Consider the following 26,285-nt stretch of genomic DNA (forward strand, 5'->3'; position numbering starts at 1 on the left):
AGTAAGTGATTACTTCGGCGGTAGATATGCTTCGACGAGCTTAGCATAAGGTTTTGATGCACTGCCGATACATAACAAAAAAAGCACTACCTGCCGAAGCAAGTAGTGCTTTTTTTGTTGGCCTGACCAACAGAATATTGGCAATTCCATAATACTGAGTTGTTGTTTTTGTAAAATCCACTACATTGTCAGCTGAAATTCATTATTTCCTCATCCCACCATTTTTTGAAATGAACAAACTTTACTTATCCGCCCTTGCCGTTCTGGGTCTCTCTACCTCCGCCCTGGCGCAGGATGCCCGCATCTCCATTAGCCGCGCGCCCGAAGGCAGCGCCATCACCCGTCGCGCCTGCGGCTCGATGGAAGTGCTGGAAGCCCAACTCGCCGCCGACCCCGCCCAAGCTCAGCGCATGGCCGCCATCGAAGCGCACGCCCAGCGCGTGATGGCCAGCCCCAACCTGCAGCGCACCGCTGCCGGCACCGTGATTATTCCGGTAGTCGTGCACGTGCTCTACAACACGGCCGCCCAGAACATCTCCGATGCCCAGGTGCAGTCGCAGATTGACGTGCTGAACGAGGACTTCCGCAAGCTGAACGCCGACGTGAGCAAGACCCCCGCGCAGTTTGCCGGCCTCGCTGCCGATGCCAACGTGCAGTTTGTGCTGGCCAAGCGCACGCCCACGGGCGCGGCCACCAACGGCATCATCCACAAGCAAACCAAAACCGCGTCGTGGAGTACCAACGATGCCGTGAAGAACTCGAAGCGCGGCGGCGACGATGCCTGGGATGCCACCAAATACCTCAACCTATGGGCCTGCAACCTGGGCCAGGGCCTGCTGGGCTACGCGCAGTTCCCCGGCGGCTCGGCCAGCACCGACGGCGTGGTAATTCTGTACTCGGCCTTCGGTAGCCGCGCCAAATATTCGGCCGGCACCTACACCACCACCTACGACCTGGGCCGCACCGCCACCCACGAAGTGGGCCACTGGCTGAACCTGCGCCACATCTGGGGCGATGCCTCCTGCGGCAACGACCTGGTGAGCGACACGCCCACCCAGCAAACCAGCAACTACGGCTGCCCTGCCTTCCCGCACGTGACCTGCTCGAACTCGGGCGACATGAGCATGAACTACATGGATTACACCGACGACAAGTGCATGTACATGTTCTCGACCGGCCAGAGCGCCCGTATGAACGCGCTGTTTGCCACCGGCGGGGCCCGCGCGGGCCTGCTCACCTCGCTCGGCGGCACGGCCCCGCGCGCGGCCGCTACCACAACGCTCGCCACGGCTTACCCCAACCCCACCAGCGACGTGCTGAACCTGAGCCTGCCCGCCGGCGCTGACGCCGGCCGTGCCACGGTGCACGTGTTTGACCTGGCCGGCCACGAAATGAAGCAGATTAGCTACGATAGCCGCGGCCAGGTGCGCGTCGGCAGCCTGCCCCGCGGCCTGTATTATATCACGGTTGGCACCGGGGCTGACGTCACCCGTCAGCGCTTCGAGAAGGAATAAGCCGAGGCGGCTACTCCATTCTGCCTGAAACCAACGCCCTGCCCCTCACCGGGCGGGGCGTTGTGGTTTATGGTCGCGCCGCCAGCCACTGATGTCATTCATCCTAAGCAAGCTGCGCTTATTGAATTGCTCCGATTGCCAAAGTATTTATGAACAGGAAATGAATAATATTCAAAAATCACAAAACAAACCGGCCCATAGTACCATGTTAATGAAATATTTTAAACAAAGACATAATTCTGTTAAAATAATTGCAAATCAGTATCTAGTTTGGCGCCCTGAATTACATTTTTCACTTCACTCACTTACCTATTTTCATGAAACAAACTTTTTACGCTGCCGCGTTGGGCCTGCTGGGTCTTGCGCTCACTACCACTTCCGCGCAGGCTCAGAAACGCTCCTGCGCGACCGTTGACGTACTGCAACAGCAGCTCGCCGCCGACCCCGGCCTGGCCGCCCGCATGGCCGACATCAACAACCAGGCAGTAATGTACGCGGCCAAGCAGGCCGGCACCGCCCAGCGCGGCACTGCCGCCGTGAGCGTGACCATTCCGGTAGTGGTGCACGTGCTCTACAGCACGGCTTCGGAGAACATTTCGGATGCCCAGATTGCCTCGCAGATTGCCGTGCTGAACGAGGATTACCACAAGCTGAACTCGGACTACACCAAAACCCCCAGCGCCTTTGCCGGCCAGGTGGCCGACGTGGGCATTCAGTTCGTGCTGGCCAAGCGCACGCCGAGCGGCGTGGCTACCACCGGCATCGAGCGCAAGAGCAGCACCATCACCAGCTGGGGCACCGCCGATAAAATCAAGAAAGCCAGCACCGGCGGCCTCGACGCCTGGAACTCGAGCCAGTACCTGAACCTGTGGGTGGGCACCATCGGCGGCGGCATTCTGGGCTATGCCCAGTTTCCCGGCGGCGCGGCCGCTACCGACGGCGTGGTGATTTCGCCCGTGTACTTCGGCCGCACCGGCACCGTGACCGCGCCCTACAACCTGGGCCGCACCGCCAGCCACGAAGTGGGCCACTGGCTCAACCTGAACCACATCTGGGGCGATGACTCGGGGGCCTGCACCGGCACCGACAACGTGAGCGACACGCCCAACCAGGGCGCCGAAAACTACGGCAAGCCCACCTTCCCGCACGTGTCGTGCTCGAACGGCCCGAACGGCGACATGTTCATGAACTACATGGACTACGTGGACGATGCCGCCATGTTCATGTTCTCGACCGGCCAGAGCACCCGCATGAATGCCCTGTTTGCCAGCGGCGGGGCCCGCATGGGCCTGCTCACCTCGCAGGGCGGCGTGGCTCCCGGCGGCGGCACCACGCCTCCTCCTACCGTTACCTACTGCGCCAGCAAAGGCAGCAGCGTAGCCTACGAGTACGTAGACCTCGTGCAGCTTGGCAGCATCAACCGCACTTCGGGCGCCAATGCCGGCTACTACGACGGCACGGCCCTGAGCACCACCGTAGCCGCCGGCTCTTCGCAGACCATCAGCCTGTCGGCCGGTTTCACGGGCACGGCTTATTCGGAGTACTTCAAAGTGTACATCGACTACAACCAGAACGGCGTGTTCACCGATGCCGGCGAACTGGTGGTGAATGCGGCCGCCAGCTCGGTAGCCACTACCCGCTCGTTCTCCTTCACGGTACCCACCTCGGCCAAGAGCGGCAACACCCGCCTGCGCGTGGTGATGAGCGACAACTCGGCCACGACGAGCTGCGGCAGCTACAGCTACGGCGAAACCGAGGACTACACCCTCACCATCTCGGGCGGCACCCGCACCGATGGCAGCACGGCCCGCACCAGCAACCCCAACGCCCTGGCCGACCAGTACACGCTGTACCCTAACCCGGCTACGCAGGTGCTGAACATTGCCCGCCCGGCCAACGCCGACCCCGAGGCTACGTTCTCGGTGCGCGTGTACGACCTGCGCGGCGCTGAAATCCGCGGCCTGTCGCTCACCGACGGTCAGGTAGACGTATCGGCCCTGCGCGCCGGCACCTACCTGCTGAACGTGACCGACGGCACCGGCACCTCGCACCAGCGTTTTGTGAAAGAATAGCTTTCCGGGCTCCTGAAAACAAACAAAGCCCCGGCCGCCAGGTCGGGGCTTTTTTGTGGATGGGCGGGCGGCCAGAAATGCTTTTTAGAACGTCATGCTGAGCGCAGCCGAAGCATCTCTACCGCAGCAGTAAACCATGAGATTGGATTACTACTGCGGTAGAGATGCTTCGGCTGCGCTCAGCATGACGTTCTTTTTTTACTGTGCACACATTTCTATATTCCACCCGGCGGGCCAGTTGAAGCCATTTCCGGTTGCTATCTTTCAGCATGCCGCACCAGGAAATCATTCCCCCTTTAGCGCTACGCGACCGCATCAAATGCTTTTGGTACGACAGCAAAGAGCCGGGCGAGCAGCCTGCGGATTTTGAGGTGGTGCCGGATGGCTACGCGGAAATCATTTTCTACTTCGGGGGCCCGTGTAGCCTGGTCACCGAAGGCGGCCAGCAGCTGCTGCCCTCGCCGTTTATGGTTGGGCTGCTCCATCGGCCAGTTCGGTTCTACGCCGAGCACCGGCTGGAAATCATTGGCATCCGCTGCTTTCCCTGGACGGTGTTCGACCTGCTTGGGCTAACGCCCGGGCCGGCGGGCGTGCGCCGCATGGAGCACCCGATTGCCCGGCTGCAGGCCCCGCTGGCCGAATGCCTGCGGGCCGGCCGCCCAGCAGAAGCGCTGGCGCTGGCCGAACAGTATTTCCTGTCGGCCCCGGTGCCAGCTAGCCTCGACCGCCTGCTGGGCAAAGCGGGCAAGGCCATGCAGGCCGCCCACGGCACGCTGCCGGTGCGCCAGGTAGCCGCGGCGGCCCACGCCACGGTGCGCACCCTGGAGCGGAAGTTTAAGCAGTCGGCGGGCCACACGGTGAAAAACGTATCGGGGCTGATGCGCTTTGAGCAGGTACGCAACTATTTGTGGCAGCACCCCGATGCCAACCTGGCCGGCCTGGCGCAGGAACTGGGCTACACCGACCAGGCCCACCTGAGCCGGGAGTTCAAGCGCTACAGCGGCACTACGCCCGCCGCCTTCGCCCGCAACGTGCGCAATGGCACCGGCAACCGGCTCTAACACCCGCTTTTGTCGCGTTTGTACAAGCCCGGGGCAGGAGCCCGCCGGAATTTTGTGCAGTAATCAACCCCATGCCGATGGAAACTACTGCAAACCACCCGCCCCTCTCCCCCAACCCACCGATTTACGATGTCATCATTGCCGGAGCCGGCCCGGTCGGGCTTTTCCTGGCCGGCGAGCTGGCGCTGGCTCATTGCTCGGTGCTGCTGCTCGAAAAAGCCGCGAGCCCGCACTCGCTCCTCAAGCAGGTGCCCTTTGGCGTTCGGGGGCTGTCGGCCCCGACCATCGAGGCCCTCGACCGCCGCGGGCTGCTGCAGGAGCTGACGCTGCACCAGCGCCTGAAAAACCCCCACCAGCACGCCGGCCAGGGTGCCCAGCGGCAGGTGGGGCACTTCGCCGGCCTGCCGTTTCACGCCGGCGCCGTGGACGCCACGCAATGGCCCTACCGCCTGCCCAGTTCGCCCCCCACCAGCCTGATGGCGGAACTGGAGGAACTGGAAACCGTGCTGGCTCACCGCGCCGAAACCCTGGGCGTGGTCATTCGGCGCGGAGTAGCCATTACCAGCTTGCAGCAAACCGAGCACGGCGTAACGGTGCAGGGCAGCGGCGAAACCTTTGCCGCACACTGGCTGGTGGGGTGCGACGGCGGCCGCAGCGTCGTCCGTAAAGTGGGTGGCTTCGACTTCGTCGGCACCGAGCCCGAATTTACGGGCTACACCGTGCAGGCCGACCTGGCCGACCCGGAGAAGCTGCTGCCCGGCCGCAACCTCACGACCGCCGGCATGTACCTGCAATCGCAGCCCGGCTACCTGGTGCTACAGGATTTCGACGGCGGGGCCGCGCACCAGCCCGGCCAGCCCATCACGCGCGAACAGGTGCAGCAGGTGCTGCGCCGCATCTCCAGCACCGACGTAACCATTCGCGCCCTGCACGCCGCTACTACCTGGACCGACCGGGCCCGCCAGGCCTCTACCTATCGCCACGGCCGGGTGCTGCTGGCCGGCGATGCCGCCCACGTTCACGCGCCGCTGGGCGGCCAGGGGCTGAACCTGGGCATCGGCGATGCCCTGAACCTGGGCTGGAAGCTCGCCGCTACCGTTCACGGCCAAGGCCCGGCCAATTTGCTCGACAGCTACACCACCGAGCGGCACCCCATCGGCGCGCAGGTGCTGGATTGGTCGCGCGCCCAGGTGGCCCTCATGCGCCCCGAACCGGCGGCCCGCGCGCTGCAGGCCGTTTTCCGCGACCTATTGGCCACGCGCGATGGCGCCACTTATGTAGCGGGCCGGGTGTGGGGCATCCACCTGCAGTACCCGCTCGCGGGCGAAAACCCGCTCACCGGCCACAGCGTGCCCAACTTCGCGTTCGATGACGGCAGCACCGTCGACGAGCTGCTACGCGACGGCCGGGGCCTGCTGCTCGACTTCGACGGTGATGTCTCGCTCCAGGCCCTGGCGCAAGCCACGGGCCCGCAAGTGCACTACGTAGCGCGCCGACCGCAAAACGCCCTGGGCCTGCGCGCCGCCCTCGTCCGCCCCGATGGCATCGTGGCTTGGGCCACCGGCCACGCTCATACGGCTAGCGAGGCACAAGCCGCCGTGGCCCGTTGGTTTACGAAGTAGAGACGCGGTATTTTGCGTCTCTACTTCGTAAACCAACGGCTTCCCCCAAACGCAAAGAATCCCCGACCACGAGGCCGGGGATTCTTTGCAACACGACGGGCGCCTGCCTCTTACAGCGCCGCCTTGCGCGCCACTACGGCCGTTTTGAAAGCGGTGGTTTCGGTAATCTGGGCCTGCACCTGCGCTAGGTTGAGTTCGCGGGTGAGCAGGGCCACGGGGCCGCGCGAGTCCTGCTTGTCATTGAGGATGGCCTGGCGGTTGGTGGCGCGGCGCAGGCTGATTTCGTTGGTTTTGCGGGCCTTGGTGCCGGCCGCTAGCGTGGGAATAATCGTGTTCAGCGCGTCGATTTCGGCGGTGAGGCTGGCCATTTCGGCCTGCACCTCAGTGGCGCTTTCGGTGCTGTTTTCGCGCACGTAATCGAGGTTGTCTTCGCGGTGCTGCAGGTCGCGCAGCTCCGAATCGGCCACGGCGATGGCGGCATCGCAGTCGGCGGCGGCGGTCAACAAATTCACTGAGTAATCCATAGTAGGTTACATGGTTAAGTGAAAAATTGGAAGCAAGCGTTTCGTCTGCAGAACGATATTCGCACAACGGCCCACGCATTTTCACATTGTGCTACTGCCGCGTTTTATTTTTCCGCTGCTATTTCAGCGGGCTATTGGGAATACCAGAATAAAAAAGGCCGTCATACAGAGCGTAGCGAAGCATCTCGCGTGCACAACGCAATCCAATCAGCAGGATTAGCTAAAGCACGCGAGATGCTTCGCTGCGCTCTGCATGACGGTCTCAGTCCAGCGCTCATTCCCTACCCGCCCGCCAGCGCTTGCTCCAGCGCCTCGGCTTCGGCCAGCAGGCCGCGCAGACGTGCCTCGCCCAGCGCCCGCACCGTATTACTCTCCGGCGCGGCCGGCGCTTCGGCGGCCAGCGAAGCCAGCCAGCGGCGGCAGTGCTCCGTTTCGGCATCGGCGGGCGCGGCGGGCGCGGGCAGCAGTGCCGCGCGCAATTGCGCCAGGCCGCGCTGCCGCTGCGCCCGCGCCTGGGTGCGGGCGGCGTGGTTTTCCAGCTCGTAGCGCAGCTGCGCGGCCTCGTGCCGGCACTGGCGCAGGCGCTTGCGCAGGGCAGCCGCAGCAGGCGCTTCGGCCGGCGCTTCGGCCGGCGCTTCGGCCGGCGCTTCGGGCGCGGCCGGGGGCGGCGCGGGGCTTTCGGCCAGCAGCACGCCGGGCAGCAGCAGCGCCAACGGGCGCAGCCGCCGCTCGGGCCCCGGCAAAAACGAGCGCTTGCCCGCTTCCACGAAAGCCACCTGTTCGCGCGCCACGCCCAGGTAGCGCCCCAGCTCCGCCTGCGTCAGGCCGAAATGCGCCCGCACGGCCGCCGAAAGAGAGTCAGAAGGGAGCCCGCGGGGCATAGTTGTTACACGGCCGGAAAAAATTCGGCGCGATGTAACAACGGCAGTTACATGGGTTTTATTTTTTGGGAGGGATGTAACAAGAGTTGCTGAAGGAGCACGAAGAAGCCCCGGCTGCTGGGGCGGCTGGGGCTCGTTTACTCATTAAGAAATCAAGCTTTCAGCATATTCATTTTTCTTAAGTATCGCTCGAATATAGGTTTGAGTCCAATTGTAGTTTGGGATTTTAACCAAAGCACAATATCGACTCCTTGTTCTTTCAAAGAGATGGGGAATACTCTAGCAATTTTCAGTGCTACACTTCTAGTTATGCCTTTCGATATTAATTGAATTACCAGGGCATCTGCAGAACCTAATTCCAACATAATTGGCAATGCCAAAGAAAATTTATATAAATCCTTCTCTTTGTCGGTCATAATAAAATCTAAATGGTCATTCAATAACTTAAGATATTTAACCAGTATAAAAGACACAATTGTAGAGCTAATATTGACAACCTGTTTAATTCTTTCATTGACTTGGTCAATATTATTTATATCTATGCGTCGCGATGGGTTTATATGCCTAGCATGAAATCTAATATCTTCTTCAATAAGCTCTTTTAGGCTCTTGCCATCTAACCATTTGACTCCATATAAGCACATCTGATTAGTAGACATAGGAATTCCTTGCTTGAAAAGGGCTTCAAGCCTAAGACCAAATAACTCATTCAGCTTATCTATTATAAAAACCAATTGCCAATAAAAACTTAATTCATCTCGTTTGAAATCAGGGACTGATTCTTTGGAAATAGACTTTTTAAAATTTGGGTTTAGAATAACAACCCATGCACCAACACCTTCTTCCTGAATAGCCAAGTACAACTTATTTTGCAATATTGGGTCAATTGATGGATTTAATCTCAAGATTTCAGCAGGCACAATTATGCCTTCTACATCTACTTGTATTAATGCCATCATACTTGATATCGAAGCTTGATTAACATTTTTCATTCGCAAATATTCGTTAAACTCTTTCTCATCTCGTATTAATTTATGTCTTAAAAATATAATTGTATTCTTATCGCCATCATTATCTAAGCTTGAAAATGGCAAGCTTAATTTATCAATAAACTCTTGAGAAGGAAAAAGAGATTTTTCTGATACAGTAACTATATCTTTTTCATATGTTTTGCTATAATAGGATTCAGCCCATTCTGCTTCCTTTCTTTCGATACAATAAATGGCACCATATAGAGAGTCGCTTATGCGTCCAGCGCGTCCAATAAGATTGCCAAATTCAAAGCCAGACAAATCATTAGTCCTTTTTTTGGGTATAACAACAAATAGATTATTTGCAGGCATATTCACACCTTCCATTAGAGTGGAGGTACAAAATAGGTTAGAGATTTTTCCGGAAAGAAACAAGTCTTCTATCTCTTTTCTCGCAACGTCCGGCAGTTTACTGTGATGAAATGCAATTCCTTTCTGCAAACAATCTATTAAGAAATAGTCTTCGTGTATCTCTTCCCTAAGAAAATCTATTAGTTCCGACAGCTCACTGTTTATATCCACCAAAGGATTTTTTGTTTCAGCAAACTTTAATGCCCAATCTTCTGCATAGTCAGTTCTTGGAGAATATATCAAGTTTTGGTTATCTCCACCAAGATAGCGAATTACATCAGGCAGACCTGTTCCGATGTTTTTCTCAAATTTCTTCTTTATATCAGAGTCAGTATTTATTTTGATTGTATAATCCACTCCGTCCCCTGCCTTAATTATTACTTGCAAATCATTATTACCAGGCTTCACGATTGTTTTAATTTGAAAAACCGGTGAAATCGATGTCTTGATTTCAACACCTTCCTTCCCAAATATTCCATAAAAAGCCAGCCCAGCATTACCAATGTTAGGCCCAGCCGAAATTATCTGCGCCTTTTCATTTAATAGTAACAACTCTCTTAAGACATACTCAAGTATTGTCCCTCTCCCACCTTCATCCTCGGCATTTTGTATTTCATCCACAAAAATTAAATCCAATACAAATTGCTTTAACCAACTATACTGCAATAACTTGAGACATCTTTCAGCTGTAAGCACAAACACTTGTTTTGGTGCAACATTTCTCAACTGGTCATCTGTAATAAAAGCTGTTCGGATATCAACTTCACTTATATTAAGGTCCCTCCTCAATTCTTCGCTCACTTGATTTATTAACGCTCGTGATGGGACTATGTAAAGAATTACCGCTTTTTCGAGTTCATTAAATCTTTTTTCAATATATTTCTTAATAATAAATGATTTACCTGATGAAGTAGGTGCTGAAATTGCTATGTTTTGCCTAGCATTCAGTTTTTCCCATAAATTCCTTTGAAACCTAGTAGTCAGAAAATAATTCTTAGATATTTCAATCGTGCTGCTTTCTCGCTCTGATTCAAGCTCATAATTCAATGAACTCCCAAAGTCTAGCTTGAAGTTCGTCGCTATATCATTAGCGTCAAATAGTATCGCGAGAAATTTTGTCGCAATAAGATTCCCTGCCCTTGACATAACAACATATGCAGCTCTTGCAATATCTATGTCATCTTTATAATTCAAATAGACAAGTGCTGCAAAAGTCTGCGCTTTCCTTCTATGGTCCTCATGAGCACTATTCGCTAGTATAGATGCAAGCCAGACACACTTTCTTATGTCCTGTATATGCACAGCAATTTTCTGATTTTGAACTACAGCTGCGCCGCTAGCTATGCGTGTATTAATGAAAGTATTCAGTATCAAATTATCAGTTACAGAATTGAGCAATGAATGCTCATAAGCTGCTTGGTAAGCAGAAACAGGCGAATTATTCTTGGTAGTGGACTCCATGGATATGATAATACAATGCGTTTCTGAACTCTTTTACGTCTTTGAATGGAATTATGAAAAAATCTAAATACACCTTTTGTATTCTTGGATATTTAGAAAACATATTTTTTATACTCTGTGTGTAATACCCCTTTTTCTTTTCAATTTCAGCTTTTATAGCTTTTTCTAAAGATTCATTAGTCTTAGCAGCATTTTCCAATTTCTCAACTTGAATCCAATCATGCATAATCAAAATCGGATGTACAAGCACTTGCTTTTTGAACAAATCTGACGTTGGTGTTAACCTATCATATAACTCGTCAAGGTCTATGGCATTATCTAATAACAGATTATCTTTTGCCACTATCAATTCTGTGTTAAAAAATTCACTTGACTTACTGGGCTCATGAAACCTATCTATTGATTTACAGGCATCTTCTAAGGCTGCATTATATCTACCCATTATTTTAGATTCTCCTATGAGATATGCGGCGTATTCTTCACCTTCGATTGTATAGTGACCCAAAAATATTCCGTCCCCGCCTTTAACTTGGTCTTTATAGTTCGACAATGAGCGAAGTTTATGCGCGACCATCTTACACCCAAGTACAGCCTCCACAAGTGCAAACAGAAGCAATTCTCCAAATTTGCCATCAGTATTAGTATCTTTTTCACCAAAATACTTAATGGCGCTTAATACCGCCCTAGTCTCCCCTAAATTTTGTGTTCTCATTTCACCATGCACATAGTGTGCTATCATGTTTGCGAGAACTTCAGCTATTGCAAAAGGCGTTGTTACTGTCCCCGAAGCTTTGAGAGTGTATGCTCTTACAATTACTTTTCCATCAAAAGATAAAAAATGGTTCGCTAGCTGTCCGGTCACCCATGTTCTATCTATTCTGATGAGCTTTTTCCAATCAAACTGTTCCGCCGAAATCATAATATTTGATGTTATCAGGAAATTTATTAAAACAAACGGATTTTATATCTTAATACAATATCACACAACATTCTATTTGCTAAAGAACTTGTAAAGGAATATGCATCAAGGCCAAGGCATTACCGACTTATTTTGTAAAGAAACCATCTTTTTTTTATAAAGCAAATCTGATTTACTCAAGCAAACATATTACTCTTCTTCGGTAAGAAGTGATTATCGCTAATACCCCGCCTGTGCCGCTAGGTTTCCCCGCCCCGGCCACCACTCCGGCCGGTGGGGCAGCCGCAGCGCCTGCCCCTCGAAGCGACGCACGCCGTAGTCGCCGCCGCTGAGCTCGCCGAAATCTTCGGCCAGGCGCACGCGGTAGTCGGCATCAATCCAGAACAGGTGGCGGTCGAAGGCGCGGTGCAGGTTGGGGCACAGCGCGAGGCCGTTGGGCAGGGTGTCGTCGTGGCTCACGGCCCAGGGCACGATGTGGCAGGCATCGAGCAGCGGCACGGGGCTGCTGCGGGTGCTGAGCAGCTTCAGGCCCGACACGGCGCAGGTGTAGTCGTAGGCTTCGAGCACCACGCGCTTGAACACGCCGCTGCGCACCGTCAGGTCGAGCTCGTCGGCGGGCGCCACGTGGCGGCGGTAGAGGGCGGCGGGCTCCTCCAGCATCTGGCGGCGAATGTCGGCCAGGGCTTGCTCGCCGGCGCGGGCGCGGTAGCGGCCCTGCGTTTGGGGGAAGTAGCGCGCCAGCAGCGCCTGCGTGAGAGCGGCCCGGTGGGCGGGCGTTTGCAGCAGCAGCCACAGGTCGGCATCGAGTGCGGCGTAGGTCACCACGTCGCGCAGGTGGCGGAAGCTGCGGATGGAGCCCGAGCGGGTGAGTAGGATGTCGAGGCCGGGCCAGGTGTGCAGGTGCCAGAAGCCGTCGGCCCGCAGGTGGTAGAAGGGCAGCGCGAAGTTGGCCGCCGTGAACAGCGCCGAGGTACCTAAATCGGTGCAGATGGCTTTGAAGGCCGCGATGAGCTCGGGCGTGATGGCGATGCGGTTATCCCGAATGGAGCCGTCGGCAATGCCTTCGAGCACGGCCAGCAGCAGGGCGGGCTTATAGGGCGCTTCGCCGTGCTGGCGGCTGCGGGCCACGCGCAGGTGCTGGAAGCGGCGGAGGTAGGTGGGGAGCATGGCCGCCGAAGATAGCGGCAGTGGGCGCTTACGTAGCCTGGACCGCTGGCGCAGGCGGGCCGGACAACGAGCAACAGAACCCGACCAAAACCACAATCGCCGACAAGTCAGGCTACGCCACCAGGCGCGAGGCCTCCAGCGCGGCCAACGCCGGCGGCCGGATGGGTGACGCCGACAACCCGTCGTAGTCTTCTTAACGCCTCTGCCGAACCGATAGCCAGCTAGCGCACCACTTCCACGTGGCCCTTGAACTGCTGGCCGGAAGCAGGATTCGCGAGCCGGAAAAAGTAGGTACCATCCGCCAGCCCCGCCGCATCCCAGCGGTTGTCGTAGCCGTCTTGGTGGTACACGAGCCGGCCCCAGCGGTTGAATACGTCCAGGTTCCAGGTGCCGGCGCGCAGGCCCTGCGGATGGAAAGTGTCGTTTTGCCCGTCGTTGTTGGGCGTGATGACGTTCGGCACCTTGCACGCCACGGCCACGGCGGTGTCGGTGCTGACGCAGCCCTGGTAGTTGTGCACTTCCACCCAGTATTTGCCCGGTTTATCCACCTGAATGTTGACGCCGCTGGAGCCATCGGACCACCGCACAGTGCTGCCCAAGGGGGGCGTCGGGATGGATAGCAACGTGGTGCCTGCGCACAGGGCCACGGTGTTGGTGGAAAGCGTGACGGTCGGAAGCGGGGAAATGACGACGGTGCGCGGAAAGCGGTAGTACTGGCCCCGGCTGGTGGTCGAGAGCGTAACGTCAAAGGTGCCCGCCGTGGGGTAGGCGCGGCGCACGGTGGTGGCTTGCACCGAGTCGGTCTGCCCCGTGCGCGGGTCGTGGAAGGTCCAGGTGAGGGCGCCCGTACCGGTGGGCACTTCGTAGGGCGTGAACTCGATGACCGACCCCGCGCAGGCGGTTTCAACCATGTAATCCAGCGCCGGCGGCTGCGGGCGCACCAAATTTTGCAGGGCAATGCAGCCATTGGTGTTGAGGTGCGGCACCCCGACGGCCCGGTAGCCGGCGGCGGTGCCGCGGCGGTTGGGCCGGTCGATGACGCCGAGGTGGGGAGCGGCGGAAGTGTAAATCCGCCCATCGGGGCCCAGGTAAATGGAAACGGTAGCGGGGGGCTCCGCAACGAACAGCTTCGAACTACGAATGGCTGCCGTAGAGCCAGCCCGTAAATCGTATTGATTCAAAAATAACTCAAAGGTGGATGACGTCTTTATCAGGGATTCCTGGACGTAGAGCTTGTTGCCATCGGGCGAAAATTCCACGTTGTTTACGATTAAGTCACTGTTGGCCGGGGCCAGAGTCTGCCCGTTGGAGATGATGCCAGTAGCGCCGTCGAAATCAAATAATTCAACGTCGGAACCCCAGCCGCCGCACCGGGCCAGCTGGCGGCCGGAGGGCGAAAATTTCATAAAGCTGAGGCGGTTGTTGGGGCTGCCGCTGCGGCTGACGACGGGCGCGGAGCTGATGCCGGCCGACGTAACCAGAAAGCTGTAAAAACTGTCGTTGCGGCCGTGCACCACCACCCAGGCGTCGCGCCGGTTGACGTGCTGCATGCCCACTACCCCTTCCGTAATGGGGCCGTTGCTGTTGGCGACGGGCGTGGGGAGGCGCACGTTTTGCACATCGGTGATACCGCCGAGGCCGCCGCGCAACGTCATGTCGACCTCGGTGTAGGTAAGGCCGCCACGGTAAAGGTTTTCCTGGCAGTCGGTGACGAAGATGTAATAGTGAGTGGTACTGCCCGGCCGCTGCACAATTAGGGCCCCTTGGGCCGAGGAAGTGTTGCCCGCCAGCACGGCCGCAGCTCCGTCGCAGGTGGCGCACGCGTTGGTCATGCGTTGGCCCATTCGGTCCCAAACCTTCACCCCGTCGGTGTAAAACAGTTCTTGGCCATTCGCATCGGAAATAGTGGAGCTGCTTTCCGACGGCACGGGCATGGCACTGGGGCGGAAAACCGGCCCCGAAGGCAAGAATTGGAGGCCTAGGTTCGTGCTAAAGTTCCAGTTGTTGTTTTCGCCCTGGGCAAACGCCGGCCCGGCAGCCAGCAAGAGCAGCACAAGTAGGAGGTGCTTCATGTTGAAAACAAAGGATACAGTAGAAGGCCGCGCGCTACGCGCAAGAATGATGCTAGCTTACGGCGGCACGTTCATAACCTTTTCCTAACCCCATCGGTAACTCAAACGCCGTTAGCTTCGCCCTTATGAAAACCCTGTACCTCTTCCGCCACGCCAAATCCAGCTGGAGCTTCGATGATTTGAGCGACCAGGAGCGCCCCCTCAACGACCGCGGCCGCGACGATGCCCCCGCCATGGGCCAGGCCCTGGGCAAGCGCCGCATCTGCCCCGACCTCATCGTGAGCTCGCCGGCCGTGCGCGCCATGAGCACGGCCGTGCTGGTAGCCCGCGAGCTGCAATACCCGGCCAACAAAATCAGCGTCGATGCCGGCATCTACGGGGCCGACATGGACGATTTGCTCGCCATCATCCGCGCCCTGCCCGATTCGGCGGCCTCGGCCCTGCTGGTGGGCCACAACCCCACCATCACCGAAACGGCCAACGCGCTGTCGCCCTCGGCCGTGAACGAGATGCCCACCGCCGCCGTGGTGTGCCTGCGCTTCGAGTGCGACAAGTGGGAGGAAGTGGGCAAGGCCAACGCTGAGTTTTATTTCTACGACTACCCGCGCAACGAGGGCTAAAGCCGGTTCGGAACCCTCGTAGGGGCGGGGCCTGCCCCCGCCCGCCGTTGAACGATGCCAGTATGGGACGTTCGACGACGGGCGGGGGCAGGCCCCGCCCCTACTGCATTTAACGGAAGCATTAGGAAGCGTCGGCACTAAAAACCCGGCGATTTCCGAGCAATGGCCCTCGTTAGGCAGGTCATTATGCTGAAAAACAGCCTGCGTTTCGCAAAAGCCCCTTCGCTAGCAAGGCAATTTCTAAAAAAATCGTGGGCACAAATACTTGGAAAAATCAATTTCCAACCAGGGGCTACATCTACTAATTTTTCAATTGGCTCGAAATATGTTTTACTCCTACCGAAACATATTTCATTATGCAACGCACCTAAATCAATCATTTCAACCGGTGCAGCTGGTTGCCGGGCGGTTATTTTGCGGCGTTCATCCAATTATTACCCAATCCAGCATCATTATTTATTCCAAATTCCTACCTTGCTCCGTGTAACCGCGGCGATTTTATTTCGTCCGGTGTGCTTTTCTATTCTTCTTACACCCTCCCACCCGTGTCGATTGAACTAGAACTGGCTGCCCGGCAGGCTTTTGCCCCCGGCACCCTCCCCGCAACTCCTCCCGCCCGCACCAGCTACGACCACGTGGTTTTGCCCGGCGATTTCCCCGACCCGACGGTCGTCAAAATCGGCGACACGTACTGGGCCAGCGCCACCTCGGCCGAATGGGGCGCGATTTTTCCGATTTTCTCGTCTAAAAATCTGCTCGACTGGGAGTTGGTGGGCCACGTGTTTCCGGAGAAAGCGCCTGATTGGGCCGGCTCCAACTTCTGGGCCCCGGAGTTTTACCAGGAAAACGGCCGGACGTACGTGTACTACACTGCCCGCCGCAAGGGCGGCATGCTATGCGTGGCCGTGGCCAGCGCCGACCACCCCGCCGGCCCGTACGTCGACCACGGCCCGCTGGTGGGCCAGGAGGCGGGCTCCATCGACGGCTTCGCGATGCCCGACGAGCACGGGGACCTCTACCTCATCTGGAAGGAAGACGGCAACTCCTGCCACCAGGACACGCCCATCTGGGCGCAGCGCCTGAACGACGAGCGCACCGCCCTCATCGGCGAAGCCACCGAGCTGTTTGGCAACGACGCCAAATGGGAAGGCCCGCTGGTGGAAGGCTCGGCCTTGGTGCGCCACGACGGCTGGTTCTACATGTTTTATGCCGGCAACTCGTGCTGTGGCAAGGGCTGCAACTACGCCACCGGCGTGGCCCGCTCGCGCAACCTGCTCGGCCCCTGGGAAAAACACGAGCAAAACCCCATCCTCGACCGCAACGCCACCTGGAAATGCCCCGGCCACGGGACCGTGTGCGAGCTCGACGGCCGTTGGTTCCTGCTGCACCACGCCTACGCGGCCGAAAGCCACGAGTTTGTGGGCCGCCAGGGTTTGCTGAGCGAGTTCACCTGGAACGCCGAGGGCTGGCCCGAGTTTGTGAACCGCAGCCCCCAGGCCCCGGCCCTCACCGACATGAGCCGCTTCAACATCGCCGACGAGTTTGAAGGCGAGCAGCTGGGGCTGGCCTGGCAGTGGCCGCTGGGCCAGGTGCCCGCTGCCACCGTGCGCCACGGCCAGCTGCACCTCGCCGCCGATAATTCGCGCCTCGGCGCCGTGGTGGCCCGCCGCACCCACGCCGCCACCTACAAAGCCGCCACCACCATCGACTTCGCCAGCCTGCCCGTGGATACCTACGCCGGCCTCGCGGCCGTGGGCGACCCCTACAACGCGCTGGCTTTGATGGCCGGCAACGGCCAGCTGCACATCTGGCACCTGCGCAGCGGCAAGCACCAGTCGCTGGTGCAGGTGTTCATCGAGCCCTGCGACACGCTGAGCCTGCGCCTCGAAGTGTGGGGCGGGCAGCGCTACCGCTTCGCCTACAGCACCGACGGCACCACTTGGCAACCTCTGCCCACCGAAAACTTCAGCCTGAACGGCACCTACCTCCCCCCCTGGGACCGCGGCGTGCGCGTGGCGCTGGTGGCGCAAGGCGAAACGGGTGGCGTGGCCACGTTCAACAATTTTGTGGTGCGCAACCAGCGGTAGCAGTTGGAAAACAGGCAGACTTAATTGAACGTCATGCAGAGCGCAGCGAAGCATCTTTACCGCAGTCACTATTCTTTTTGATTGCGTTGCGCGGTAAAGATGCTTCGCTGCGCTCTGCATGACGTTATCATTATACCAACTACAAACAAAAACGCCCGACACAACAGTGTCGGGCGTTTTCGTTGATTCTTGAAGAGGCGGCTTAGCGGCGATGCTTCTTGCTTTTCGATTTCGAAGCCGTCGCCTTCTTGGTGGTTTTGTGCGCGGCGGTCTTCTTTTTCACGCTCACCTTTTTGGCGCTGTGGCTGGCTTTGGCTTTGCTGGCTTTCGACTTCGATTTGTTTTTGCTGCTGTGCGCGGCCGACTTGGTCTTGCTTTTCGACTTAGTCGATTTGCTTTTGCTGCTGTGGGTAGCGGCTTTGTGCGATTTCGACTTGCTGGATTTGGATTTGCTGCTGTGGCGGGCGGCGTAGCGGGCGGCGCGGCGGGCTTCGGCGCGGGCCTCGGCCCGGGCTTCTAGGCGGGCTTCTTCGCGGCGGGCGGCGGCGCGGCGCGAAGCCAGGGCTTCGGCGTGGCGGGCCTCGTAGCTGCGGGCGGTGCGGGCCGAAACGGCGGCTTCGTCGGTAGCTTCAGAATAGTGGGCGGTGGCGTCGGTTTCGGGAGCAGCGGTGTTGTCTTCGGTGGCGGCTTTGGGGGCTTCGGTTACAATCTTTTTCCGGCGCACCGGCATCAGGAAGTCTCGTTCGGCGCGCTCGCGCAGGCTGAGGTTTTCTTCGCCGGGCAGCTTGGTAACGGGTACGGCTTTCTCATTTTGGGCCTGTACACTGCCGGCCCACAGGAGCAGCGAAAAGAGGACAACTAGATGCTTCATAGAGGTATAAAGTAAAATCAACAGAAAACAAAGCTACACCCGCCCCCGGTTAAATGCAAGCCGAACCCGCATTTAAACCACAGTTTGGCCGTTTCCGCCCTCCAACGGCCGTTTTTATCCTACTCCACCAAAATCGGGCTACGGATTCACGCGCAACCGCGTGCCGGCCGACTGGGTTCCAAATTCGGGAGCATACAGGCACTGCGCCTGGCTGAGGCCGCCCGAAAAATCGCCGGCCTGGCTGGCCCGCAGCCGGTATTCGAACACGTGGGTACCGCGCGGCACTTCGCTTAGAAAGAAGTTGGTGGCGGCATCGCGCGGGCTTTCGTAGTAGCCCAGGCCATTCTGGTAACGGTAGCCGCTGGTTTGGGCAATGGGCTCCAGGCCGGCGGCGCGCTGGTCTTTCAGGTGCACGTATTCGAGGGCGCGGTCGGTACGCAGCACGAGGCGCACCACCAGCGCGTCGCCGATTTTCAGGGGCGTGGTGGGCGTGAGCTTTTCGAGCACGGGGCCGCCGGCGGTGCGCACTTCGCGGTAGAGCTGGCGCTCGAGGCTAAGCGCAGTTGCGGCGGCCGTCACCTTGTCGAGGTCTTCGAAATACTGCCAGTAGAGCGCGCCCCAGGCCACGCCCGCGTCGAGTTTGCTCACAGTGACTTTTCCCTGCGCGGGCTTGATTTCGGCGGCGGGCCAGCTGGTTTTGAAATAGCCGGTGCCGGCCTGCGTGGCTTCGGGCTTGATGTTCTGGCCGCCGACGGTGACTTGCAGCGGCTGGGTGGGCGCGAGCCAGTCGGAGCCGCGCAGCAGCAGGGCGTAGCAGGCGTCGGCGGTGGCGCGGGTGCTTTCCCAGCTGTGGGTCTGCTTCTGCTTCAGCAGCCAGAGCTTCATCTCGTCAACGGCTTTCTGGTCGCGCTGCACCTCATCGAAGGCTTCGATGAGCGTGGCCTGGGTTTCGGTGGGCGCCTCGCGCCAGTAGTAGCCGCCGCGCACTTCCTTCCAGTACATGCCCTGCTCGGAGGAGTGCAGGGCATTTTCGGTGAGCGCCCGCAGGATTTCGGCCGCAGCCGGGGCTTTAGCGTCGGTGCGGTGCAGAGCCAGCGCGATTTGCGCCTGCAGGTAGCGGGTTTGGGCGGGCCAGAATTTGACGGCCTGCGTGCGGTAGTAGGCGAAGGCCGTTTTGGCGGCGGCAGCTTCGGACTGTTGCAGCCAGAAGCTGCGGGCGTAGAGGGCCTGAATATGTTCGTCGCCGAGGTGGTTGTCGGCCAGCTTCACGTTTTTCTCGCGGCGCAGGCGGGCGTAGTCGTCGGCCAGCTCGGCATCGAGGTAGCGCAGGGCTGGCTGCAAAATGGCCTGGGCAGTGGCATCCTGGCTGGCATCGAAGGCCCCCAGCTTCTTCAATTTGCCGAAGCCGGCCACGATGAGCTGGGTGATGTAGCGGTCGGCGGGCATGTGGTCGAACCACGGGAACGCGCCGCTGGGCAGCTGCATGCGCTGGAGCTTGAGCAGCGCCCGCTGGGTTTCGGCCCGCAGGCGGGGCTCGTCGAACAGCTCGGTGAGGCGGGCCAGGCGGGCGGTTTCGCCCTGCGCATCGCGCACCCACGGCGTTTCCTGGAGCAGCAGGTTTTTCAGCTCCTGGTTCTGAGCCAGCTTGCTTTCGAGCTGGTTGCGCTGGGCGGCAGTGCCGCTCTGGGCCTGGCGCGTCCACTCGGCCAGCACGGTTTTGAAGCGCGGGTTGGCTTTCAGAATTTGCGCGGCGAGCAGGTTGGCGTAGAGACGGCTGAAGGTCTGCTCCGAGCACTCGTAGGGGTACTCCATCAGGTAGGGCAGGCTCTGCACGGCGTACCAGGCGGGGTTGGCCGTCATTTCCAAGGTGAGCGAGTAGTTGCGCCGCGTGGGGCTGCTGGTGCTCGTCAGCTTCGTCAGCTCGAACGCGCGGGTGCCGGGCCCTACGATGGGCAGCGGCAGGCTCTCGGTGATGAGAATGCGGTTGGGCAGTACGGGCAGGGTGTTTTCCTCACCGTCGGAGTAGGTAGTTGTCAGTTGTTGGTTATCAGTTGTCAGGCGCTTTTTCTTCTTGTCTTTCTTTTTCGTATCGCCTTGCTTAACAACTGACAACGAAGAACTAACAACTACTTTATACGTCACGGCTACCGGGGCGAAATCGGCGGGGATGCTCAACTCCCAACCCAGCGCGGCGCTCTGGTGGGCAGCGGCCGACACGGCTTGCTGCGCCTGGCCCTTTAGCAGCTGCGGGGTGATATCCTGGCCGGTGGCGGCGTCGAGCAGGAAGAGCTGCGCGGTGCCGCGGGTGGCGTGGTCGGTTAAGTTCGAGAATTTGGCGGGGAAGGTGAACGTGTCGCCCGGCCGCAGGAAACGCGGGGCGTTGGGCGTAATCTGGACTTCCTTCTGCGTTACGAGCTGCCGGGCCAGCTGGCCGCTGTGCAGGGCTTGGTCGTGGGCCAGGGCCAGCAGTTGCCAGCGCGTCACGGCCTCGGGCATCTGGAATTCTAGCACTACATCACCGTTTTTATCGGTGCGCAGGGCCGGCTGCCAGAAGGCCGTTTCGCGGAAATCGGAACGGGCGGCAATAGTGGAGAGATTGGGGGCGGTGGGTTTTGCACCCGGCTTGCCTGCTACGGTGTCAGCCATTGATTCGTGCAGCACCAATTCCTCATCCTTTTTGATGACGGGCGGCGTGAACTTCATTCTCGCGGCCATCGGTGCGGGAGCTGCCATTGACATGTTGGCGTTGCCTTGCACGCTCATTCGGCTCACCACCACTTTATCCCTTAGCTCCTCTTGGTCAGGCACCTCTTGCAAATAGCTTTCCCAGGTTTTCAATTCAGGATATTCTATTTCGTCAATTCCTCGACTTTCCTCCCCAAATAGCATCTGTGAAATCACCTCCTCAAACCGTCCTTCCCACCCAAACCGGGCTGGGTAATACCCCTGTCCAAACTCCAGCCCCATAAAGCTGTGCGGCCGGAAAATGTCTAGGCTCTGGTCGTAGAGGGTGGCTAGCAGCTCGGCTTCGGCAGCCCGGCCATTGGCCTGATGGATGGTGACGCGCCAGGTTTCCTTCTGGCCGGGCTGGAGCTTGTCGCGGAACGTAGCGATGGACACGCGCAGCGGCTGCGGCTTCTCCGCTACCTGCACGGTGGCATCGTGGCGGTAGAGGCGGCCGTCGCGCACCTGCGTGGTGTGAATATAGAGCGGACCCAGAGCCGTAGCCGCGCCGCTTTCAATAGTGAGCCGCCGCTGCTCGTTGGCATTCAGCGTCAGCCACTCCTGGCGCAGCAGCTGGCCGCCGCGCTCTACTTCGAGCAGGATGCGTGCGCCGGCTTCGCTGCTGCCCAGTAAGATGCTGGCTGGCTGGCCGGGGGCCACGGTATCGGCCAGCGCCACAAACCAATCGGGCGTGGCGAAGGGCACGGTGGCGGCCTGCGAATCGTAGAGCGTGAAATCGAGCTGCGCCCGGGCCGAGTCGCGGCCGGCGGCTACAGCTTCGAGACGGTAGCGGCCAGTGGGCACGTCGGCCAGCAGAGTGGCCACGGCCAGCTGCGCGCTGGCTTTGGTGTCGAAGGGCAGGGTTTTGACGGGCGTTAGCGCGGCTTCGTTGTCGGTGGTTTCGGGCGCTGGGCCGGGCACGCCGGGCGGGTTGGGACGGTAGCGGCGGGCCAGCAAGCGCAGCGTGCCGGTGGCGGGCAGCGGCTCGCCGGTGGCGTTGGTGCCGAGCAGCGTAATGGCGGGCAAATGCTGCTTGTCGATTTCTGTCGGCCCCACCAGCCGCAGGCTGAGCGGGTTGCGGCCGATGGACACGCTGCGGGTGCCGGTGCGGGTTTCGCCGGCCGCGTCGGTCACGTCGGCGGTTATTTCGAACAGGTAGCCCGGCTCCCATCGGCGGCCGGTGAGCCGGGGCACCAGCGGCGGCGTGAAGCTGAGCGTGAAGCGGCCCTCGGCATCGGTGGTGGTGGTGCCGTGGGCAATTTCCTGGCTGGCCTGCCCCCGGCCCGGCGCATAAATGCCGCGCCCGCCAAAGCCGTAATCGAACAGCGGAAACAGCTCGCGGCGCGTCACGCGGTAGCGCACCGCAGCCCCATCGGTAGCCTGCCCCGCATAAGCCCGCGCCCGCCCGCTGATGCTGAGCGGCTGGCCCAGTTGCGGCCGGCCCGGCACCGAGTCGAGGCTGACCAGAAACGTGGGCCGCTTGTAGTCTTCCACCGCGAAGCTGATGCTGCCATAGTCCGTTTGCAGGCTCATTTCGCCGTTCAGCAGGCCCGTGGGCAGCACAATGGAGCTGTGGAAACTGCCGAAATCGGAGGTGGTGAAGGGCAGCGTCTGCACGGTCTGGCCGTTCACGTCCACCAGCCGCACGCTCACCATTTGGCTGGTCACGAGGCTGCTTTTCGCGCCCAGCGTTTCAGTCAGAATGCCTTTGAAGTAGAGCGTCTGCCCCGGCCGGTAAATCGCGCGGTCGGTGAAGAGGAAGGCGCGGCGCTGTGCTTGTTCCGGCTGGTCGCGGCCGGGGTAATAGTAACTATTGAGGGGCAGCAGCAGCGTATCGCGGCCTTTCCAGAGTCGCACATTAGTCAGCTGTTCGCGACCGAGGGCATCGTTGGCCCCATTCGGGGCGGGTATTTCGACGATTCCCAGCGGGTTGGTTTGCAGCACGGCTCCCACCCGGCGCTCGTCATGCTGCTTGGCGCGGTTATACACGCTGAACATGGCTTGACTATTCACGCCGGCCAACGGCGCGCCGCTCTGGCGCGCCAGTAGCAACAACGATGTCGTGCCCGTACTCTGGGTAGTCCGGCGCACCGCGCTCAACTCGCTGGCACCGATAAATCCGTAGCTCGTCACCGCCCCGGCCCGTTGCTCCGTCGGCTTCGCAGCCTGGTTGCTAATGATAACCAGATAGTAGCCAATCGGCAGCGCTGCCCCCGCCGCGCCAAACTTCAGCTCCTTGTAATCCTGCGGATGCGCGGGCACCGGCACGGTCCAGCTAGCAGCCGGCGCAGCACGTAGCGCCCGGGCGTAGCGCTGCGCAACAGTGCGGTTCTTCTCGTCATACTGCCCCGATTTCTCCCATTCTTTAAGCGAAATGCGGTAGGCCCAGGCGTGCAGTTCGCTCACATTGCGGGCCGTCGCATCCAACCGCCAGGGCTGGCCGGGCACCACCATGTCTGAAGCCGAAAACGCCAGTTCCGGCTGCTCAATCTGCATCCGCAGTTGCCGGGCTCGCGCCGCGCCGCGCGACTTCGGAAACCGGGCTTCGGCCTCACGGGCCAGGCGCACGGCGGCCACGCGGTTGGTTGCGCCTTCGGCTTCGGCGCGGCGAGCCATAAACTCTGTGCTGATGGGCAAGGTCTTATATGTCTCGGCCATGCGCTCCAAAGCCGGTTCGTATTGGCTGATAAGGTCGGGGTTCTGGGCAATGCCGCGCAGGTAGTCCACGCGGCTCAGGTCCACGTCGGCCAGCGCGGCGCGGTTTTGCGGCGCCAGCTGCTGGCGCGAGGCGGTAAGGCGCTGCAGCAGGTGCAGCGCGTGCAGCTGGCCGTTTAGCGAGTCGGCTTCGGGCGCGAGCAGGCGCAGGGCGGCAAACTCGGCGGCGGTTCCAAACAGCTTGGGCTCCGTCAGCTGAAACTGCTGCTCGGGCTTGGTCACGTATAATTCCTGGTTCTTCAGGCCCTCGATGGCGCGCTGGGCCAGCAGGTCATACAGCGTAGGGCGCAGGGCGCGGCCTTCGGCATCGCCGCCCACGGCCAGGTCGCCGAGGTCGGCCAGCGTGGTTTTCAGCTGGCGCTGCGGCTCGTCTTCCACCGACTGGTAGTAGTGCCGCACAATGGCCGCGCCCAGCCGGCCCATGTCCCAGGTGGCCAGGCCGGTGCCGCCGTCAGCAGCGGCGTCGCCGTCGGCGGGGCGGCCATCGGCGGTCGGGGCCGCCCCGCGCGTGCGCTGGTACAGGGCGTAGCGGTGCTGGTTGAGGTAGTCGGTATAAAGCCCCGCCAGCAGCGAGTGCAGAATAGGTCGGGCGGGAAAAGTGGCCGTCTTCACTTCCGTTTCGAGCAGGGCAATGGCCTTTTCGTCGGCATCGTTCTGCTTGGCGTTCAGCAGTCGTATTTTATAAAGTAGGGCCCGCACATAAGCAGGGGTATCGCCCGCTTTTTTGGCTTGCTGATAGATAGCCTCCACCAGTGGCGCGGCCGTGGCGGTCTGGTCTTTTTGCAGCAGGGCATCAATTTTTTTCCAGCGGGCGGCGTAGGCGCCGGGCGGCACGGGCGCGGCCGAGTCGGCACTAAACAGCATGGTCAGAAACAGGCAGGCAAACAGAAACAAACGCATAGGCCAGGCGAGAAGCAACGAATGGTTACGGCCATAAAGATGCCAGAACCACTTTTATTACATACCGCCCGGGCCAGCCGCGCATGGCTGCTTCATTTCGTGTCTGATGAACGCCGGATGAAGTACTGGTATATATTTGTGATTAACGCCACTACCTGGAAAATCTGCCCCGGCTTTCATCCATCTCCCCCATTTTTCCTTTCCATGAAGACTCTTTTTTCTGCACTCGGCCTCACGGCTGGCCTAGCGCTGGCAGCTACTCCGGCCCGGGCGCAAGCCAGCATTAGCTTCGGCCCCCGGTTGGGGGGCAACCTGGCAACGGCCACCTTCAACTCGCTTGAAAGCCTCTCGGCCAGCGGCTTTACCCTCGACTACCACAAGTCGCCGATTGTGGCCCCGCAGGTTGGCATGGTCGTCAATATGCAGTGGGGCAACTGGGCCTTTCAGCCCGCACTGCTGTTTTCGCAAAAGGGCGTGAAGCAAACCGTAACCGTTGAGTTCTCCGGCTCAGGCTATAGCATGCACGAGGATATCAGCATTGTCAGCCGCATCAACTACCTCGAATTGCCGCTCAACGTCGTGTATACGTCCGGCGGCGACCACGGCTTTCAGCTATTTGCCGGGCCCTACCTGGCAGTGGGCGTGGGCGGCAAGGCCACCTACACCGACCACAACACGACTACCTTCAACGGGGTTAGCGAAAATTATTCGGAAAATGGTGCGGTAGGCTACACTTTCGCCAATAAATTTGACGACCCCAACTCGCCGAACAGCAATAGCAACAGCATATTTGCCACCGCCCGGCGCTTCGATGCCGGCATTGCGGGAGGCGTGGGCTACCGCCTGGGGCCAGTGCAGGCGCAATTGGGCTACAGCCTTGGCCTCGTCAATGCTCAGCCCGATTACCCCGACAGCTACCAAATGCCAAACGAAACCGGCTACCACCGCTCGCTTCAGCTCACGGCAACCTATTTCCTCGCCCACAAATAATAAAGCTGCTTCCCGGGGTTCGGCGCGGCCTTGCGAGGCCGAACTCCGGGAGTTGCTTTTGCCAAAGCCCCAAACAGCTGGCGACTCGATGCTTTTTTGCCTAGGCCGAAGCTGTTGAAGCCGCCGTGCGCGCGCTGATGCCCGCCAGAACGGCCTCGGCCTGCGCCACGTGCCGCTGAATATGCACCACCAGAAACTCCAGCTGGTCGGTGAGGCGCAGCAAAACCAACGGGAATAAAGGATTGGGGATGCGCACGGCGTTGGCATTCACCTGCCGGGCCAGCAGCACCAGCCGCAGCAACTCATCAATCTGCCGGCTGAACACTTCGGCCACGGTGCGCGGCAGGCGCGTGCCCGTGGGAGCGTAGCGCCGGGGCGAAACCAGCGCTTTTTCGCCGGCCGGCCGCCGCATGGCCTCGATAAATTTGCGCCCGATAAACCCCTGCTTGGCTTGGTCTGCCGGCTTCGAGCCGCGCGCCTGCGCCCGCTTGATGCGGGCCGCAATGGTAGGCAGGTAGTGCCCGCCCACAATGTTGAGGTGCTCAAGGCATTGGCCGGCGCTCCAGCGGCCCGAGCCGGGCCGGCGGTTCAGTTCCTCGGCGCTCAGCGGACGGAAACGCTGCTGGGCCACCACGCGCAGCTTCAGCAGGTCGAAGGTGAGCTGGTCGAAGAAATCGGAGGTGGCACGAACGGCGGCGGGCAT

Annotated in this window: 17 protein-coding genes; 8 read left to right on the forward strand and 9 right to left on the reverse strand. The window is 59.5% G+C overall.

Annotated elements, in window-relative coordinates; all coding sequences use genetic code 11:
- The first annotated feature begins 230 nt into the window (after positions 1–230).
- The 4 genes from MON38_RS10145 to MON38_RS10160 all read left to right on the forward strand — a co-directional run bounded on the left by MON38_RS10145 (position 231) and on the right by MON38_RS10160 (position 6,269).
- Positions 231–1,514, forward strand: coding sequence for a M43 family zinc metalloprotease (locus MON38_RS10145; RefSeq protein ID WP_241936055.1), 1,284 nt, complete (start codon positions 231–233; stop codon positions 1,512–1,514).
- A gap of 317 nt (positions 1,515–1,831) precedes the next feature.
- Positions 1,832–3,586, forward strand: a complete 1,755-nt coding sequence (locus MON38_RS10150; RefSeq protein ID WP_241936056.1) for a GEVED domain-containing protein — start codon at positions 1,832–1,834, stop codon at positions 3,584–3,586.
- Between the two features lie 269 nt (positions 3,587–3,855).
- Positions 3,856–4,647 (forward strand): helix-turn-helix domain-containing protein, encoded by a 792-nt coding sequence (locus tag MON38_RS10155; protein WP_241936057.1) that lies wholly within the window; start codon positions 3,856–3,858, stop codon positions 4,645–4,647.
- A gap of 77 nt (positions 4,648–4,724) precedes the next feature.
- On the forward strand, positions 4,725–6,269 hold the full coding sequence (locus MON38_RS10160) for an FAD-dependent monooxygenase (RefSeq protein WP_241936058.1): 1,545 nt from the start codon (positions 4,725–4,727) through the stop codon (positions 6,267–6,269).
- A 110-nt stretch (positions 6,270–6,379) separates the two neighbouring features.
- Here the strand turns inward: MON38_RS10160 and MON38_RS10165 are convergent, their stop codons facing one another.
- From MON38_RS10165 to MON38_RS10185, 5 genes are all read right to left on the reverse strand, one after another.
- Positions 6,380–6,781: a hypothetical protein gene (locus MON38_RS10165; RefSeq protein WP_241936059.1), complete on the reverse strand. Its 402-nt coding sequence runs from the start codon at positions 6,779–6,781 to the stop codon at positions 6,380–6,382.
- A 293-nt stretch (positions 6,782–7,074) separates the two neighbouring features.
- Complete coding sequence (locus tag MON38_RS10170; RefSeq protein WP_241936060.1) at positions 7,075–7,674, reverse strand: hypothetical protein; 600 nt, start codon at positions 7,672–7,674, stop codon at positions 7,075–7,077.
- A 152-nt stretch (positions 7,675–7,826) separates the two neighbouring features.
- Entirely contained in the window at positions 7,827–10,517 is a 2,691-nt protein-coding gene (locus tag MON38_RS10175; protein ID WP_241936061.1) for a DEAD/DEAH box helicase, read from the reverse strand.
- Positions 10,495–11,436 (reverse strand): HamA C-terminal domain-containing protein, encoded by a 942-nt coding sequence (locus MON38_RS10180; RefSeq protein WP_241936062.1) that lies wholly within the window; start codon positions 11,434–11,436, stop codon positions 10,495–10,497. The genes MON38_RS10175 and MON38_RS10180 overlap by 23 nt, the downstream gene beginning before the upstream one ends.
- Before the next feature lie 219 nt (positions 11,437–11,655).
- Positions 11,656–12,603: an HNH endonuclease gene (locus MON38_RS10185; protein ID WP_241936063.1), complete on the reverse strand. Its 948-nt coding sequence runs from the start codon at positions 12,601–12,603 to the stop codon at positions 11,656–11,658.
- A gap of 20 nt (positions 12,604–12,623) precedes the next feature.
- Here MON38_RS10185 and MON38_RS10190 point away from each other — a divergent pair, with 20 nt between their 5' ends.
- Complete coding sequence (locus tag MON38_RS10190) at positions 12,624–12,791, forward strand: hypothetical protein (RefSeq protein ID WP_241936064.1); 168 nt, start codon at positions 12,624–12,626, stop codon at positions 12,789–12,791.
- Positions 12,792–12,824: 33 nt separating this feature from the next.
- On the opposite strand, the gene MON38_RS10195 is transcribed toward MON38_RS10190, so the two are convergent.
- Complete coding sequence (locus MON38_RS10195; protein ID WP_241936065.1) at positions 12,825–14,675, reverse strand: gliding motility-associated C-terminal domain-containing protein; 1,851 nt, start codon at positions 14,673–14,675, stop codon at positions 12,825–12,827.
- Between the two features lie 125 nt (positions 14,676–14,800).
- Between MON38_RS10195 and MON38_RS10200 the strand changes: the two genes are divergently transcribed.
- A complete protein-coding gene (locus tag MON38_RS10200) occupies positions 14,801–15,295 on the forward strand; it encodes a SixA phosphatase family protein (protein ID WP_241936066.1) in 495 nt (164 codons plus the stop codon).
- A gap of 545 nt (positions 15,296–15,840) precedes the next feature.
- The gene (locus MON38_RS10205) at positions 15,841–17,382 is read left to right on the forward strand and encodes a family 43 glycosylhydrolase (protein ID WP_241936067.1); all 1,542 of its coding nucleotides are present in this window, start codon (positions 15,841–15,843) and stop codon (positions 17,380–17,382) included.
- Positions 17,383–17,584: 202 nt separating this feature from the next.
- Here MON38_RS10205 and MON38_RS10210 read toward each other — a convergent pair whose 3' ends face one another.
- Both MON38_RS10210 and MON38_RS10215 read right to left on the reverse strand, forming a co-directional pair.
- The gene (locus tag MON38_RS10210) at positions 17,585–18,253 is read right to left on the reverse strand and encodes a hypothetical protein (RefSeq protein ID WP_241936068.1); all 669 of its coding nucleotides are present in this window, start codon (positions 18,251–18,253) and stop codon (positions 17,585–17,587) included.
- A 138-nt stretch (positions 18,254–18,391) separates the two neighbouring features.
- On the reverse strand, positions 18,392–24,592 hold the full coding sequence (locus MON38_RS10215; protein WP_241936069.1) for an alpha-2-macroglobulin family protein: 6,201 nt from the start codon (positions 24,590–24,592) through the stop codon (positions 18,392–18,394).
- A gap of 204 nt (positions 24,593–24,796) precedes the next feature.
- Between MON38_RS10215 and MON38_RS10220 the strand changes: the two genes are divergently transcribed.
- On the forward strand, positions 24,797–25,582 hold the full coding sequence (locus MON38_RS10220; RefSeq protein WP_241936070.1) for a porin family protein: 786 nt from the start codon (positions 24,797–24,799) through the stop codon (positions 25,580–25,582).
- Between the two features lie 100 nt (positions 25,583–25,682).
- Here MON38_RS10220 and MON38_RS10225 read toward each other — a convergent pair whose 3' ends face one another.
- The gene (locus MON38_RS10225; protein ID WP_241936071.1) at positions 25,683–26,285 is read right to left on the reverse strand and encodes a DinB family protein; all 603 of its coding nucleotides are present in this window, start codon (positions 26,283–26,285) and stop codon (positions 25,683–25,685) included.

Origin of the sequence: Hymenobacter cyanobacteriorum (genome assembly GCF_022631375.1) — a bacterium.
Classification (GTDB): Bacteria; Bacteroidota; Bacteroidia; order Cytophagales; family Hymenobacteraceae; genus Hymenobacter; species Hymenobacter cyanobacteriorum.

Excerpts from the sequence above, each read along its gene's own strand:
- MON38_RS10200 (WP_241936066.1), top strand. The coding sequence starts at position 14,801 with ATGAAAACCCTGTACCTCTTCCGCCACGCCAAATCCAGCTGGAGCTTC.
- MON38_RS10160 (WP_241936058.1), top strand. The coding sequence starts at position 4,725 with ATGGAAACTACTGCAAACCACCCGCCCCTCTCCCCCAACCCACCGATT.
- MON38_RS10220 (WP_241936070.1), top strand. The coding sequence starts at position 24,797 with ATGAAGACTCTTTTTTCTGCACTCGGCCTCACGGCTGGCCTAGCGCTG.
- MON38_RS10185 (WP_241936063.1), bottom strand. The coding sequence starts at position 12,603 with ATGCTCCCCACCTACCTCCGCCGCTTCCAGCACCTGCGCGTGGCCCGC.
- MON38_RS10180 (WP_241936062.1), bottom strand. The coding sequence starts at position 11,436 with ATGATTTCGGCGGAACAGTTTGATTGGAAAAAGCTCATCAGAATAGAT.
- MON38_RS10155 (WP_241936057.1), top strand. The coding sequence starts at position 3,856 with ATGCCGCACCAGGAAATCATTCCCCCTTTAGCGCTACGCGACCGCATC.
- MON38_RS10150 (WP_241936056.1), top strand. The coding sequence starts at position 1,832 with ATGAAACAAACTTTTTACGCTGCCGCGTTGGGCCTGCTGGGTCTTGCG.
- MON38_RS10210 (WP_241936068.1), bottom strand. The coding sequence starts at position 18,253 with ATGAAGCATCTAGTTGTCCTCTTTTCGCTGCTCCTGTGGGCCGGCAGT.
- MON38_RS10195 (WP_241936065.1), bottom strand. The coding sequence starts at position 14,675 with ATGAAGCACCTCCTACTTGTGCTGCTCTTGCTGGCTGCCGGGCCGGCG.
- MON38_RS10215 (WP_241936069.1), bottom strand. The coding sequence starts at position 24,592 with ATGCGTTTGTTTCTGTTTGCCTGCCTGTTTCTGACCATGCTGTTTAGT.
- MON38_RS10175 (WP_241936061.1), bottom strand. The coding sequence starts at position 10,517 with ATGGAGTCCACTACCAAGAATAATTCGCCTGTTTCTGCTTACCAAGCA.
- MON38_RS10170 (WP_241936060.1), bottom strand. The coding sequence starts at position 7,674 with ATGCCCCGCGGGCTCCCTTCTGACTCTCTTTCGGCGGCCGTGCGGGCG.
- MON38_RS10225 (WP_241936071.1), bottom strand. The coding sequence starts at position 26,285 with ATGCCCGCCGCCGTTCGTGCCACCTCCGATTTCTTCGACCAGCTCACC.
- MON38_RS10145 (WP_241936055.1), top strand. The coding sequence starts at position 231 with ATGAACAAACTTTACTTATCCGCCCTTGCCGTTCTGGGTCTCTCTACC.